General features: G+C 45.9%; 12 protein-coding genes. 9 read left to right on the top strand and 3 right to left on the bottom strand.

Annotation, left to right across the window (positions count from 1 at the left end):
• Nucleotides 1-247 precede the first annotated feature (247 nt).
• Together BOCO_RS02490 and BOCO_RS02485 are read left to right on the top strand one after the other, a co-directional pair.
• Nucleotides 248-475 (top strand): hypothetical protein, encoded by a 228-nt coding sequence (locus BOCO_RS02490; protein WP_094722526.1) that lies wholly within the window; start codon nucleotides 248-250, stop codon nucleotides 473-475.
• A gap of 180 nt (nucleotides 476-655) precedes the next feature.
• Nucleotides 656-3,244, top strand: coding sequence for a UvrD-helicase domain-containing protein (locus BOCO_RS02485; RefSeq protein ID WP_094722525.1), 2,589 nt, complete (start codon nucleotides 656-658; stop codon nucleotides 3,242-3,244).
• A gap of 99 nt (nucleotides 3,245-3,343) precedes the next feature.
• On the opposite strand, the gene BOCO_RS02480 is transcribed toward BOCO_RS02485, so the two are convergent.
• Entirely contained in the window at nucleotides 3,344-4,669 is a 1,326-nt protein-coding gene (locus BOCO_RS02480; RefSeq protein ID WP_158520394.1) for a CAP domain-containing protein, read from the bottom strand.
• 132 nt (nucleotides 4,670-4,801) lie between these two features.
• Entirely contained in the window at nucleotides 4,802-6,091 is a 1,290-nt protein-coding gene (locus BOCO_RS02475) for a nucleobase:cation symporter-2 family protein (protein ID WP_094722921.1), read from the bottom strand.
• A 934-nt stretch (nucleotides 6,092-7,025) separates the two neighbouring features.
• On the opposite strand from BOCO_RS02475, the gene rpsD reads away from it, so the two are divergent.
• The 7 genes from rpsD to mltG all read left to right on the top strand — a co-directional run bounded on the left by rpsD (nucleotide 7,026) and on the right by mltG (nucleotide 13,741).
• Nucleotides 7,026-7,652 carry a 30S ribosomal protein S4 gene (gene rpsD / locus BOCO_RS02470; RefSeq protein ID WP_094722523.1) on the top strand — a complete coding sequence of 209 codons (627 nt, stop codon included), beginning with the start codon at nucleotides 7,026-7,028 and terminating at the stop codon, nucleotides 7,650-7,652.
• A 192-nt stretch (nucleotides 7,653-7,844) separates the two neighbouring features.
• The gene (locus tag BOCO_RS02465; RefSeq protein WP_094722522.1) at nucleotides 7,845-8,516 is read left to right on the top strand and encodes a histidine phosphatase family protein; all 672 of its coding nucleotides are present in this window, start codon (nucleotides 7,845-7,847) and stop codon (nucleotides 8,514-8,516) included.
• An 80-nt stretch (nucleotides 8,517-8,596) separates the two neighbouring features.
• Nucleotides 8,597-9,028, top strand: coding sequence for a DUF948 domain-containing protein (locus tag BOCO_RS02460; protein WP_094722521.1), 432 nt, complete (start codon nucleotides 8,597-8,599; stop codon nucleotides 9,026-9,028).
• Nucleotides 9,028-9,282 (top strand): hypothetical protein, encoded by a 255-nt coding sequence (locus BOCO_RS02455; protein ID WP_094722520.1) that lies wholly within the window; start codon nucleotides 9,028-9,030, stop codon nucleotides 9,280-9,282. The genes BOCO_RS02460 and BOCO_RS02455 overlap by 1 nt, the downstream gene beginning before the upstream one ends.
• Nucleotides 9,283-9,381: 99 nt before the next feature.
• Nucleotides 9,382-12,060 (top strand): alanine--tRNA ligase, encoded by a 2,679-nt coding sequence (gene alaS, locus BOCO_RS02450; protein WP_094722519.1) that lies wholly within the window; start codon nucleotides 9,382-9,384, stop codon nucleotides 12,058-12,060.
• 9 nt (nucleotides 12,061-12,069) lie between these two features.
• A complete protein-coding gene (gene ruvX / locus BOCO_RS02445; RefSeq protein ID WP_094722518.1) occupies nucleotides 12,070-12,555 on the top strand; it encodes a Holliday junction resolvase RuvX in 486 nt (161 codons plus the stop codon).
• Nucleotides 12,548-13,741, top strand: coding sequence for an endolytic transglycosylase MltG (mltG, locus tag BOCO_RS02440; RefSeq protein WP_094722517.1), 1,194 nt, complete (start codon nucleotides 12,548-12,550; stop codon nucleotides 13,739-13,741). The genes ruvX and mltG overlap by 8 nt, the downstream gene beginning before the upstream one ends.
• Before the next feature lie 11 nt (nucleotides 13,742-13,752).
• Here mltG and BOCO_RS07645 read toward each other — a convergent pair whose 3' ends face one another.
• The gene (locus BOCO_RS07645; RefSeq protein WP_420835389.1) at nucleotides 13,753-14,238 is read right to left on the bottom strand and encodes a prepilin peptidase; all 486 of its coding nucleotides are present in this window, start codon (nucleotides 14,236-14,238) and stop codon (nucleotides 13,753-13,755) included.
• Between the last annotated feature and the right edge of the window lie 24 nt (nucleotides 14,239-14,262).

The raw sequence follows: 14,262 nt of genomic DNA, 5'->3' as shown, positions 1-14,262 counted from the left end.
GACGAATACACCTGTTGGGCTTGAACTAAGCTTGTTACTTGTCGAACCCACCTTAATGCTGACTAGCATAGACGCTCAGCTTGACCTAAGAGTGTTTGTAGTTTTCTTGTTTTTAAGTGACCATTTGGCTTAAAATAAGGATTTTTACAAAGTTGTCAAAATTTTGTAATTTCTCTGCTAAAATAGAAAATGACTCAATTGGTCACGCGTTATTAATGTCGCGTATATCAAAAACAAGGAGGACCAGATGAGTATTTTAGATAGTGCAAAGGATGCCATGAAGGCAGCAGGGGATAAAATATCTGATGTTGCAGATGCTGCAAAAGACAAGATGTCTGATGCTGCAGAGACAGCTAAAGATAAAATGTCCGACGCGGCTGACCAAGCTAAGGCAGATGCCAATGTAGCTAAGGCCAAAGCAGAGCAGAGCGCCACGGACATGAAGAATAAGGCAAAGGATCAGATGGACCAGTAATTGGAGCTGTCCTCTATTCTCAGCACCTCGGAACGATTATTATCTTCCGAGGTGCTTTGCGTTTTTGCAGTGATAGTTGCATGTTAGATGACCTTCGTATGTGGTAGAACTGAGTCTTTGGGGTCTCTATTTTGACCTGACTATGAGTGACACGACCAAGTGAATATTGAGAGGCTCTAAGTGTTTGACAATCCTGACTTGATGCAACGCAGTGCTGATGATTTGCTTTCTGGACTGAACGAACAGCAAGCACAAGCTGTACAATATCGAGGACCCGCACTGTTAATAGGAGCGGGGGCAGGGTCAGGTAAAACCCGCGTACTAACTCGTAGAATTGCTTGGATTCTTAATCAGTTTGGTGCGTGGCCTAGCCAGATTCTTGCGATAACCTTTACCAACAAAGCCGCAGCTGAAATGCGAGAACGTCTAGGTCAGCTCATAGGCCCAGTTGCTGAGCGCATGTGGGTGTCTACCTTCCATTCAGCCTGTGTGCGTATATTACGACGTGATGGTGGTGAGATTGGTCTCAGGTCCGGTTTTTCTATTTATGATACTTCTGACAGCGAGCGTTTAATTAAACTCATCGGTGCGGATCTTAATGTGGATATGAAACGATATACGCCCCGCAACATTCTGTCGCATATTTCTGATTATAAAAATAATTTGCAAACGTGGCAGGAACAACGTAAAGCGTTTGCACCCGATTACAAGCCCGGTCAGCGTGGACAACAAATTGCTGTGCGTTTTGGCAACGAAGAAGAACTTTACTCAGTCTTTTATGCTGAATATGAGTATCGCTTAGCCCAAGCTAATGCTGTAGATTTTGACGATCTTATAGTACGTACGGTTGAATTGCTACGAAAATCTCCTTTGGTTGCGCAGTATTACCATCACAAATTCCGTTATATTTTAGTCGATGAGTATCAGGATACTAACCATGCTCAATATGTGCTCTTACGTGAACTCGCAGGCGTTGATGGTCAGCATCTTCAAAATAGACAGTCGGATCAGGAACAATCGATAGCTAGGCCGGTTGCTGCTGGTAAAGAAGGTCAGGCATGGATTACAGTAGTTGGCGACTCTGATCAGTCAATTTATGCATTCCGAGGGGCTGATATTAGCAATATACGTGACTTCGAATCAGACTTTCCTGGTGCCAAAACAATTATGCTGGAACAAAATTATCGTTCCACGCAAACAATTTTGGATGCGGCTAATGCAGTAATATCTAAGAATTCCTCGCGAACACCTAAAAAACTGTGGACCGATTTAGGCAAGGGTGAGTCGATTGTGGGCTACGCTGCTGATAATGCTCAGCAAGAAGCAGCATGGATTTGTACTCAGATTGCCCGTCTTCGTGCTGAAAGCGGTATAGCATACTCCGATATGGCAATTATGTATCGTGCGAACGCTCAGTCCCGAGTTCTAGAAGAGGGTCTTATCAATGCAGGCATTCCTTACCAATTGGTTGGTGGGACAAAATTCTATGAGCGTCGAGAAGTCAAGGATGCTTTAGCCTATCTGCAAGTCATTGCTAATCCCGATGATGACGTGAATATGAGGAGAATTCTCAATGTGCCTAAGCGAGGATTGGGTTCACGAGCTGAAGCGTTGATTAGTGTATTTGCAGATACTCATAACGTCAGTTTTTGGTCAGGCATAGAGCACTACGAGCAGATTGACAACATACCTACGTTAACTGCTAAAAAACTCGAATCTTTCCGATCCTTAATGCAAAGCTTGCGAGTATTCGCTAACGAACACGACAATAAGCCATCAGAAATTGTTGCTGAGGTCTTGAAAGCTTCAGATATGCTCCTCCAATTGCGTCAGTCAAGTGATCCTCAAGATGCCTCTCGTGTGGAAAATCTTTCTCAGCTACAATCGGTAGCTGCAGAGTTTGAGCAAAAAACACCCGACGCTACCTTAGCAGGTTTTCTCGAGACAACTGCCTTGGTAGCTGATTCAGATCAGTTGCCCGATACAGGTGAAGATAACGGTAAAGTAACTCTTATGACTTTGCATACTGCGAAGGGTCTAGAATATCCAGTTGTCTTTTTGCCAGGTATGGAACAGGGCACCTTCCCTCACTCGCGCTCACTGGAAGACGAAAACGAATTGGAAGAAGAGCGTCGCCTTGCATATGTGGGCATTACACGTGCAAAACGTCGTCTGTATCTTACTCGTGCTTCTGTGAGGGCTCAATGGGGTCAGTCTAGCGAAATGTTGCCTAGTCAGTTTCTTGATGATATCCCAGATGAACTCATCGAGTGGGAACGCAAACAGTCAAGTACTGAACGCATGCACAGAACTTGGGGACATCAGCATGATAATGAATTCTCCGGATATGAAGATGACGAATTCGATTCATCATCAGTCTTTGGCTCTTCCAGATCAGCTACCGCCAGTCCCTCGAATGAAAGATATAATGCTAATAGTTCGTACGGTTCTGGTAGATCCGGTTATAAGCGATTTTCATCAAGTTCGTTGAGCAGCCAAAGACACCAATACAGTTCGAGCCGGGCAGGGAAGGTGACCACTAGGAAAGTTACCGCTCGGCGTTCTGCGCCAACAGCAACTCAACCTTCCGGATCGAAACTGAGCATCGCAGATTTCTGTGTTGGCGACAAGGTGGCTCACGATAAGTATGGTTTGGGAACGGTTGTTGACATACAGGATAAAGGTAACAACTCTGTGCTGACTGTGGATTTTGGCTCAGACGGAGTAAAACGTTTATTGTTACGGTTGGCTCCTATAGAAAAACTCTAATTTCAGCTCCCATAACTCATAACAGAAAAGGGGTTCTGCTAGTGACAACAATCAGCTAGCAGAACCCCGATTGGGAATAGTGCGTTATGGATAACGGCCTTAGACCGCCTTGCGCTTGAGTACAAAGGCAGATACCGCAGTCAAGCACAGTCCTATGGCTACGGCGACTACGCCTAATATATTACTGCCAGTTTGTGCTAAGCGTGTCTTAGCTGGATCAGCTGAGGTGCGCGTTTTAGGTAGTGCCCTTCCTTGCACAGGATCAGATACTGGCTTTGAACCTGGTGCTGTCCCATGGGCTCGATTGATGCGGTCTGGAGTCGGTGGCTTAGGAGCTGTGGGGGTGTTACCTGGCTTTGGCTGTTGCTTTGCTATAAGAGCATCATAAGCTGCTTGAGCATTATCCACGGCTGCTTGAGCAGAAGAAACATCTTTCTGAGGATCAGCTATCCAATTCTGATAGGTTTTAAGATTGGCAGTATAATCGGCAACTGTCATTGTTCTTGAACCCGCATAGATGTTGCTGGTGTCAGCTGCAGCGGTGAATACTGAGGCTGGGGTGGCTATATTAGCAGCAGGATGTGTGTAGGAAGCACTGACAAGCTGAGACTTATCTTTTTCCTCATAACTGGCAGGTGCAACAGACTTTATGGCAGAACTCATGTAAAAGGTTTGCCCGTATGTCATGTTGTTGTATGGATTAGGATATTGAGACTTTGCGAAACCAGTTATGTCATACTTGTCACTGACAATGTTAAGGTAGTGGCCATCAATCTTCTGAGGATCAGAAGGGTGGGCTACGTTAAAGTCATGTGCAGCCTTTTCTTCGTCATACCAGCTGATAAACGGGTCAATGTTACCCCACGACAAATTCTCTCCAACGGTGAACTGCTGGGGATGATCTATGTTCGTTGATGCCCAGTCAACATCAGCTTGGGCAATAGCCATTAGGGTATCGGAGACCTTAAGTTCTGGCTTTCCTTCATTCACACGCAGTTGGTTTGCTTTTTGCAGCTGTTCCATGGTCGCGACCATGTTATCTATGCTTGTTGCATCCTTAGGGTCTCCCAATTTAATGGAAGGAGCTAACTTGCCGTTGACGGTTGAGTCTGTGAGAACCTGATAAGCACCGGTGGCTCCAACGTATTTAAAGTAACCCGCAGTTCCTTGTGCTTTATAAGCAGTTGCCTGATCTGCTGCATTCTTTTTATCAGTTAGAGTGGCTTTGGCCTTTTCAAGTGCCTTCGATGCTGCTGCGATTTGTTCGTTCACTGTGTTCTGATCAGTACTATTGTCTGCAGCAAGTGCGGGAGAAACGAAGCCTAGGAGAGTGGCTCCAGCCGCAATGCTTGCTATGCCAACGGTAAGTAATCGTATTGGACAGTTTTTCTTATCGGCATGCCGCGCTGCAGATTTACTACCCATAAAGCTCATGTTGTCCCTTCCTAACCTATGAAAGATGTAATATTCATGCTAACTCTCTCTATGCATTCCACAGCATATATGAGGGCACAGTCAAATATTCCTTATGTGAGATACATGCGGAGTAGGTAATCTTCAAGAACGGGTAATGAGAAAGTGGTCTTCGCTTGGTAGAACGACATTTGCTATTACCGCTACCACAAATGCTACCGCTATACAGTTCGAGGCAAAAATGGATTGGAAAAGAACGGGAAAGGTGGCAAAGATATCGTGAACCTGAGTAAATCCGATTCCTATGGTGAGTGACAGAGCTGCAATAGTAATGTTACGTTGGGAGAATCCGGCTTCTGCAATCATTTGAAAACCTGAAAGTATGATATTGCCGAACATCATAATGGTGCAACCACCCAGTACTGCTTGAGGTAGCGAGTTGAACACCGCAGCAATGCAGGGAATGAATGAGGCTAAGACGAGTATGAGTCCGCCTGAGAAAATTACCTTACGATTAACGACTTTGGTCATAGCTACCAGACCTATATTTTGTGCGAACGAAGTCAATGGGAGGCAGCCAAAAACACCAGAAATGATTGAGATGGCTCCGTCTCCAGATATTGCACCACGCATTTCTTTATCAGACGGGCTACGGTTTAAGCCGACCTTGCATAATGCAGTAGTATCGCCAATCACTTCAACTGATGAAACGACATATAGTAAAGCAAAAGAGATAATGGCGCCGGCATCGAATTCTGGCTTGAAAGGCATCAAGTGGGGCATTGAAACAATATCGAGTGATTGGAAGTTGGAGAAGTCAACCATATGTAAGACCAGTGCTGAAAGATAGCCGACAACCAAGCCGAAAAGGACAGAAAGCTGCTTTGCAGTACCTTTAGCAAGTAGCTGGAAAGCCAAGCACGCCACCAAAGAAATAGTTGCTAGTAAGAGATTTTGCCAAGACCCAAAGTCTGGTGCTCCTGCACCACCACCGAATGATTGAGCGCCAACCGAAAGTAATGAGAAACCGATTGAAGTTACAACGATAGCGGAGACAATTGGTGGTACAAAACGACGCCAGTAATTGACGGTTAGTCCTAATATCAGCTCGACGAGACCGCCAGCGATAACTGCTCCAATAACGGTCCCATATCCTTGATGGGACACAATCGTTACAGCCGCGGCTACATAGGTAAAAGAAATGCCAGTTACCATAGGCAAACGAGCGCCGAACTTCCATAGGGGATAGAGTTGAAGACAGGTACCTAAACCTGCGACGAGGAGACCGTTCTGGATGAGTGCAGCTGACTGCTCTGGTGTCATTTTTGCAGCGGCTGCTACTAAGAAGATGGGGGCTAGGTTAGCTACAAACATAGCCAAGACATGTTGTAAGCCGAATGGAAGTCCCTTCCAAAACGGTATGTGAGCGTCCATTGAAGTTAAAGCTTGAACCGATACGGTCTGAGAAGGTGACGTAACTGAAGAGTCAGTGGGATTTTGTAGTTGTCTTTGATTGCTTTTCTCTGTATGAGATTGCTTTGTTGTCTCTGGATTTACGGGGTGATCGAGTTTACTATTCATGCTTGCCTTCTTTTACAATGCTATAACTAACCGACGGTGGGCTTACGCTCGACAATGAAACTAGTAAGTTATGGGGATCGATCTACGGTGGCCCTTTGGAAAGCATGTGTTGTATCCAGAGTAAAGAGCGAGACCACATATTTTGATAATGAATGACCTTGCTGGAGAAGATTACATGAAGGACCTGAATTGCGCTCAAGAACTTCTGAAGTCTATGGTGTGGCGTGTCAGCATCAGCATGGCATATATGGAAACCGTAGCATCGCCTTACCATGCGAGGACCTGTCTGCATAACTGTCCATTGTAGTCAGTTACATAGCCATCTGTGTCTTGGATGCTCCTACCCTCATCAAGTATGAAAGCGCATAGTTGAACCGTATGTAATCAATAACCGTTGATGGTAAAGCATAATGGTGAGAAACCGACCTATTAGTGTCGATGGTTGTTAGTGTGAATAGGTTAGCAATTCCTGGTAACGCACGAAACCTAGGACCTAGGTCACAGTAGGGTATGTTGTATCCGTCATTGGACGTAACCCATGAGAACTTCATTGAGTGCTGCTGACGTATATCATCCGTTTTCCTAGCTGTTATAAATATGGTCTTGGGTCAGTGGTTAGATTTTAACTGGTATTTGCGTACGCAATTACCTATCTGGAGTCTCAGCCCGTCAATGGGTCGGCGGCCGTAAGGTCGTTCGTGCATCGCACGACCAAGCATTGGAGAGGCCTGACTCGGCGGTGAAAGCCGTCTGCGTTCAGATAACGACAGAAAGTACAAGGAAGATTATGACAAACGTTCAACGTTCACGTCGTCAGGTTCGTCAATCGCGAGCCCTTGGTATCGCGCTGACTCCTAAGGCACAGCGCCTCTTCGAGAAGCGCCCATACGCTCCTGGTGAGCATGGCCGCACTCGTCGCCGCACTGAATCTGATTATGCTATCCGTCTGCGTGAAAAGCAGAGATTGCGGGCACAGTACGGTGTTTCAGAGAAGCAACTGCGTGCAGCTTATGTACGTGGTACCCACGAAGCGGGACAGACTGGTGATGCCATGATGCGTGATTTGGAATCACGGCTTGACGCTCTAGTCTTGCGAGCTGGTATAGCTCGTACCACTGCTCAAGCTCGTCAGTATGTGGTACACCGCCACATCATGGTTGATGGCAATATTGTGGATCGCCCTTCATACCACGTTAAGCCTGGCCAGACTATCCAAGTCAAGCCAAAGAGCCAAACTACTGTACCTTTCCAGATCGCCGCTGAAGGCGTACACCGTGATGTCTTACCAGCAGTTCCCGGATATTTGGATGTTGATATAGCTTCACTGAAGGCTACTCTGACCCGAGTTCCAGATGTATCTGAGATTCCTGTTCAGGTTAACATTCAGTACGTGGTGGAGTTCTACGCTCGATAGATTCACGCTGCTATCTATATGTGGCCCTACACCGTATGGTGTAGGGCTTTACTGTTATAAACAATCTTGTCTTATAAATAGTTCAGTACGCATTCGTAGTAAGTTCCATAGGTATTGGTACTTTCGAAAGTCTCATCGTTGAGTTGCGTATCCACAGATTATACAACTTTGCCACGTGTCATAATAATAGATATGAAGCTCCATATATATGCAGTTCGCCACGGACAGACATACTTCAATCGATACAACAGATTGCAAGGCTGGTCAAATGCTCCATTGACTGCGCAAGGTATCACAGACGCAGACGAAGTAGGAAAACGACTCAGTCAGATTAACTTTCGTGCAGCCTACAGTTCAGATACAGATAGAGCTCAGGTAACAGCACAGCGCATACTGAAATTAAATATTGCTTCTCAGCCTCGGCCTGAGTTGAAAGCTATCATGAACTTTCGAGAACAATTTTATGGTTATTTTGAAGGGCAAGATATGGGATCAGCTTGGTTGGCGGCTGGCGGACCTCATGGTGCACCGACCTATACACAGATTGTAAAACAGTTCGGACTTGCAGCGACTCGAGACTTTCTCAAAGAGGCAGATCCCTTTCACGATGCAGAATCAGATACAGAATACTGGCGTCGCGTTGAGCAAGGTTTTCAAGTCATTGCATCGGATCCTCAACTCTTGGATAATGATCGTGTGCTCATAGTGTGGCATGGAAATTCTCTTCTCAGTCTTGTGCACCGATTTGGTGGTAGTGCATATGAACATAGTGAGCGGCCGAAGAATGGGTCCGTTACTTGTTTTGATTTTGATAGCAATCTCAGTTTTGAGGAATCTATCCGCATAGTGTCATATGGTCAGTAACTGACGGTTAGTGGGTGGGGTATACGGGGTGCGTGATAGCCTTAACAGATATATGTGTCACCTGGGAAAGAGGTTATAAGATGGACATTGGTCAGGTTGCGGGCCTTATAGCCGCCATCGCTTTTGCAATTCTTGCAGGGTTCTTAATCTATCCACTCATTAGACTAGGTAGACTCTTTGATCAAATTGCAGATACAGTTCGTCAAACAGGCAGTCATGCTATACCGGCCATTGACGAGTCAACCACTACAGTGCGCCAGGTTAATAAGTCTCTTGAGGATATCAATCGTATTTCTGCGGCAGCATCGACTACTGCAGACAATGTAGGTGCCTTAACTGATTTGTACGGATCAATGTTAGGTAAGCCTCTGATTAAACTTGCAGCAGCCTTGTACGCCATAAGAGTCACCTTCCAGTCCTTCTTCAATGGTGGGAAAAATAACTCTGATGCCAATAATGCTCCGTCTCAGACAGCTCAGGCTGCTGGTAAGGAACGAGTCCGGGAGGTCTAATGTTTAAACGTGTTTTTTGGATAGGCACGGGAATTGTTGTAGGCGTGGTAGCCGTTTCAAAGGCTCAAGCATATGTCAGAGCGAATACGCCGCAAAAGGCTCGAGAATTCATTTTAGGTCCAGATGAAGATAACGTTGGACAACGGACTTTATTTGGTTTGCTGACTCAGTTTCAACAAGTGATGAAAACCCGTGAAGATGAGCTCAACAATCAGTATACTGAACGGTTTGAAGCCCGTCAGCGTTCACTATAGAAAGACATTTAATATACATGAACCGCCTTGTGCTTGGGGTAAGCAGAATAGTAAGGCTGGAAAGCGGGGGAGTTCCCCGCAAGGAGTAGAACAAACAGTATGCGTACATCAGAAATTGCCAAACGCTTTCTTACTTATTTTCAAAAGCAAGGTCACTTGGTAGAACCTTCAGCATCTTTGATTTCCTCAGACCCGTCAATCTTATTTACCATCGCCGGCATGGTTCCCTTTATTCCATATTTGATGGGTGAACAAACTCCACCAGCAACACGTGTTACTTCCAATCAAAAGTGTGTGCGAACATTAGACATTGATGAAGTTGGTAAGACTACCCGACATGGAACCTTCTTCCAAATGTTGGGTAATTTTTCCTTTGGTGACTACTTTAAAGAAGAAGCTATTCACTACGCTTGGACTCTGTTGACAACTCCACAAGAGCAAGGCGGATATGGTTTTGACCCTGAAAAGATGTGGGTGACTACGTATACGGATGATGAAGAAGCCCGTTCTATATGGAAGAACGAAGGTTTTGACCCTGAGCACATGCAGATTTTCGGAATGGAAGATAATTTTTGGACCACCGGTGGACCGGGACCTGGTGGGCCTTGTTCAGAAATCTATGTCGATCGTGGACCTGAATTCGGCAAAGATGGCGGTCCGGCAGCTGATGATAATCGTTTTATCGAAGTGTGGAACTTAGTTTTTGAGAGCTTCCAGGTCGATAATGTTAAATCAAAGACAGACCTTCACATAGCTGGAGAACTGGAACATAAAAATATCGACACTGGTGCAGGCTTGGAACGCTTGGCATACCTACTTCAAGGCAAGCAAAATATATACGAAACAGATGAGGTCTTTCCTGTCATAGAGGCTGCGGGTAAACTCAGCGGCCATGTGTATGGTAAGGATGAAGAATCTGATGTGAGGATGCGTGTAGTTGCGGACCACGTACGCTCAGCCTTGATGATCATGAGCGATGGCGTCCGTCCATCAAACGTGGGGCGAGGATATGTTCTTCGCCGTCTTTTGCGTAGGACTGTCCGCTCAATGCGCATGCTTGGGGTAACAGAACCTGTTTTGCCTTCGCTCTTCCCGGTTTCCAAAGATGCCATGGCTGCTTCCTATCCTGAACTCAACAATACGTTTGCAGAGGTTTCAGAGTCAGCATATGGAGAAGAGGACGCCTTCCGTAGAACGTTAGAGAACGGTACGACCATCCTTGACGTTGCTATCAATAAAGCAAAGCAAGACGAAAATTCGCTGGTCTCTGGACAAGATGCTTTCACCCTGCATGACACGTATGGCTTCCCGATAGAGCTAACTCTCGAGATGGCACAGGAGCAGGGAGTCAAAGTCGATGAAACCAGGTTCCGTGAACTGATGGCGGAACAAAAGACTCGAGCCCGGGCTGATGCTTTGAAAAAGAGACATAATGTCGATTTATCAGTCTACGACGATTTGAAGAAAGAGCTCGAACAACCTATCGAATTCTTAGGTTACTCTGACTTTTCCAGCCGAGCTCGCGTAATCGGCATCATACAAGAAGGAAAGGGTGCAGTTCCTGCGATTAATGCTCCCGCAAATGTGGAAGTCATTCTTGATCGAACACCATTTTATGCTGAAGCTGGAGGGCAGCTAGCAGACCAGGGTGAGATTCTGTCTGATGATGGTGCTGCATTAGAAGTAGATGACGTACAAAAACCTATCAAAGGTTTGATAGTACACCAATGCCGTCTTACAGAAGGAACGTTGCATCTCGACGCCCAGGTTACAGCGACAATTGATCAGAACCGTCGCGGAGCTATCGCCAGATCTCACACTGCCACACACATGGTCCATAAAGCGCTTCAGGAAGAACTTGGACCACAGGCAACACAGCGAGGGTCAGAAGATGCTCCAAATAGGTTGCGTTTCGATTTTCAATGGTCTCAAGCACCAAGCAGTCAAGTTATGAACGCAGTAGAGGCAAGGGTGAATGAACGATTGCGTGATGACTTAGCAGTGAGCACGCAAGAGATGAAGTTCGATGATGCGATTGCCTTGGGCGCTATGCACTTGTTCGGTGAAAAATATGGTGACATTGTCCGTGTGGTAACTATAGGTTCCGATGGGTGGAGCCGTGAGTTGTGCGGTGGAACTCATGTTGATCATGTAGGCAAGATAGGAACTGTTTCTATCATGTCTGAGGCATCTGTCGGCACAGGTGTGCGTCGCGTTGATGCTGTAGTAGGTCAAAGCGCATACGAGTATAACGCTCGTGAGCATGCTTTAGTTTCTCAATTATCTGACAAGTTGGGTGCGCGCCCTGATGATTTAGCTGATCGCATTGCAACGCTTTTGGCAAAACTCAAAGATTCAGATCGTCGTTTAGCGCAAATGTATGAACATCAACTTGCGCAAACCGTTCCTGAACTAGTTGATGTTGCCGCACATTCGAGTACTCCCGTTCAATTGGCTGTTAAGAATGTAGGGCACTTCGGCTCAATTGAAGCCTTGCGTAAGACTGCTACACAGGTTCGTGCTCGTATAGGAGAAAACAAACCTGCAGTAGTGGCCCTAGCCGGGGTAAGTGAGGAAGAAAAACCAATTGTGGTCGTAGCTTGCAATGAATCAGCAAGAGAGCTGGGACTCAAGGCTGGCGATTTAGTACGTACGGCTTCCACTATTTTGGGTGGCGGTGGCGGCGGTAAGCCAGATTTCGCTCAAGGTGGTGGCCAAGATGCCTCTCTTATTGATCAAGCTCTACAAGTCCTGAGTGATCAGGTGGAAAGGGTCTAAGGATTTCCGATGAGCCAGACACGATGGATGGGAATAGATCTAGGCGATGCTCGCGTAGGTCTTTCCCTGTCTGACCCTGAACTTACTTTAGCTCACCCAGCCGGCAATATTGAAGTCGGTGGTGACTACTTCCAAGCTCTAGATGCTGTAGTCGAGCAGGCAGAACATGACAGTGTTGATCATATTGTCGTGGGCTATCCGCTTTTGCTGAATGGAAAAGAAGGACCCAGCGCAAAAAAGGCTAGACGGTGGTCGCAAAACTTGAGGAATAGGCTTGAAATGTTGGCGAGTAAAGGCCAACTCAGGTTAGTGCATGTACCGGTAGTTGAACTGAAAGATGAGCGACTTACTACTGTTACTGCTCACAGGCAACTGCACGAGGCTGGCGTGGGTAGTAGGATGCATAGGCCAAAAGTAGATCAACAGTCGGCTGTTATCCTGCTTCAAGAGGCCTTGGATGAGTTAGCAAGAGACCAGAGGAGCAACATTGGCTGACGATTTGCAGGATTTTTTTGATGCATCAGATCAGTGGTTAGAGACTGCAGATCACGCTTCCTCTGTACCGCCACCGCCTCCTTCGCAGCGTTCTCGTCGGCAAATTCGGCAGGACCGAGAACAATCTAGGAGGAAAAAGGTCATAGAATTGTGGGCAGCTATAGCAGCCGTAATTGTAGTTATAGCTTGTGTGATCGTGGTAAGTAATTATGCTGGTAAGTTATCTCACCGTATTCAGGCAACAAAGAGTACAGTTGCGGACTGGCCAGGTCCCGGTAATGGTTCAGTCGAATTCTCAGTGCAGTCTGGGCAAGGAGCAGACATTATTGCCCATAACTTGACACAAGCTGAGGTGGTTAAATCTTCTCAAGCGTTTGTACAAGCACTGGAGAATGAAGGAGCTGCTGGGAAGATTCAACCAGGAACTTTCCAGTTAAAAAAACATATGAAAGCTGCTGATGTAGTAACGATTTTAACTAATCCTAAGAATGCTAGTGGATTTTTAGAAGTTCGTGCTGGTGACCGGTCGCGTGATGTCATTGAACGAGCAGCTCTGATCTCCGGTGTGAGTAAAGCAGATTTTGAGGCCATTGTAAATAATCATGGAAGCGGCATCTTACCTTCTGAAGCACACGGAAGTTTTGAGGGGTGGATGGAACCTGGATCTTATAACGTCAAAGAGATGAAGTCGGCACGGACTATTTTGCAGACGCTAGTGGATAAGCGAATCGAGAAGTTAAACAGCTTAGGAGTCGCTCAGGGTGAAGAACGTGAACGTATACTGAATATTGCTTCTATTACTGAAGCAGAAGTCAACAGGCCTGAGTATTACGGTAAAGTTGTTCGTGTTATTGATAATCGTCTGCAAAAAGGCATGACTCTTGGTATGGATAGCACTGTTGCATACAGTAAGAATGTATCGGCACTCAAGTTGACGAACGATATGCTTAACGATAGCAGTGATCCGTATAATACCCGAGTACGTCAAGGACTGCCGCCTACTCCAATAGGCAATGCTGGTGATTTAGCTATTCGTGCTGCCAGCAATCCTGAGCCTGGAGACTGGATTTACTTCGTAACCGTCAATCTAACTTCTGGAGAAACTAAATTTACTTCCAGTGAAGGCGAATTTAATGAGTATGTAAAAGAATATAAAAAATGGGAGTCTGAACACAGTACCTATTAATTGCAACATTCTCATTGTATGAGATAAGTTATGATATCCGTTGCGATAGCCGCAGTGAAAAGGATAGTGACAAAGGGGAAGGATACTTCTGCCCTGTCTGTTGCACATTTTGCTTTACGGTTGAGCCAGTAATAGAGGCTTATGGCTAAAAGTCCTAGTGTCCCTGTTAAAAACCAGAATAGTATAGTGGAGGCCCAACCTAGAACGCCGATGGAAAATGCTGCGAGTGCGGTTGAGGTTATGTCTCCAAGGCCAAGGGCCCCAGGGCGGATGAGAGCCAAGGTGGATTGAAGGAGTGTTGAAACAAGAGTAATGCTGAAAGCAATTACTAATGGCCAATAACCTAGAGGACTCGTAACGCAATATCCCAACAGCGATGCGAGCTGAACGAGAATGCCCAATAGGATCCAAGAACGATGAACTTGTCTGGAACGTATATCTTGAACCGACACAAGGCCCAAGATACATAGTCCAGGAATGGGTACAAGGTAGACCATCTAATAAGATATACATCAATATGC

Origin of the sequence: Bombiscardovia coagulans (assembly GCF_002259585.1) — a bacterium.
Classification (GTDB): Bacteria; Actinomycetota; Actinomycetes; order Actinomycetales; family Bifidobacteriaceae; genus Bombiscardovia; species Bombiscardovia coagulans.
The sequence above is the reverse complement of the archived record's forward strand: the minus strand, read 5'-3'. Positions and strand labels throughout refer to the sequence as shown.

What these genes read in the sequence shown, in the direction of transcription:
- rpsD (WP_094722523.1), top strand. Translation starts at nt 7,026, where the DNA reads ATGACAAACGTTCAACGTTCACGTCGTCAGGTTCGTCAATCGCGAGCC.
- ruvX (WP_094722518.1), top strand. Translation starts at nt 12,070, where the DNA reads ATGAGCCAGACACGATGGATGGGAATAGATCTAGGCGATGCTCGCGTA.
- BOCO_RS02460 (WP_094722521.1), top strand. Translation starts at nt 8,597, where the DNA reads ATGGACATTGGTCAGGTTGCGGGCCTTATAGCCGCCATCGCTTTTGCA.
- BOCO_RS02490 (WP_094722526.1), top strand. Translation starts at nt 248, where the DNA reads ATGAGTATTTTAGATAGTGCAAAGGATGCCATGAAGGCAGCAGGGGAT.
- BOCO_RS02475 (WP_094722921.1), bottom strand. Translation starts at nt 6,091, where the DNA reads ATGGACGCTCACATACCGTTTTGGAAGGGACTTCCATTCGGCTTACAA.
- BOCO_RS02465 (WP_094722522.1), top strand. Translation starts at nt 7,845, where the DNA reads ATGAAGCTCCATATATATGCAGTTCGCCACGGACAGACATACTTCAAT.
- BOCO_RS02480 (WP_158520394.1), bottom strand. Translation starts at nt 4,669, where the DNA reads ATGGGTAGTAAATCTGCAGCGCGGCATGCCGATAAGAAAAACTGTCCA.
- BOCO_RS07645 (WP_420835389.1), bottom strand. Translation starts at nt 14,238, where the DNA reads ATGGTCTACCTTGTACCCATTCCTGGACTATGTATCTTGGGCCTTGTG.
- BOCO_RS02455 (WP_094722520.1), top strand. Translation starts at nt 9,028, where the DNA reads ATGTTTAAACGTGTTTTTTGGATAGGCACGGGAATTGTTGTAGGCGTG.
- alaS (WP_094722519.1), top strand. Translation starts at nt 9,382, where the DNA reads ATGCGTACATCAGAAATTGCCAAACGCTTTCTTACTTATTTTCAAAAG.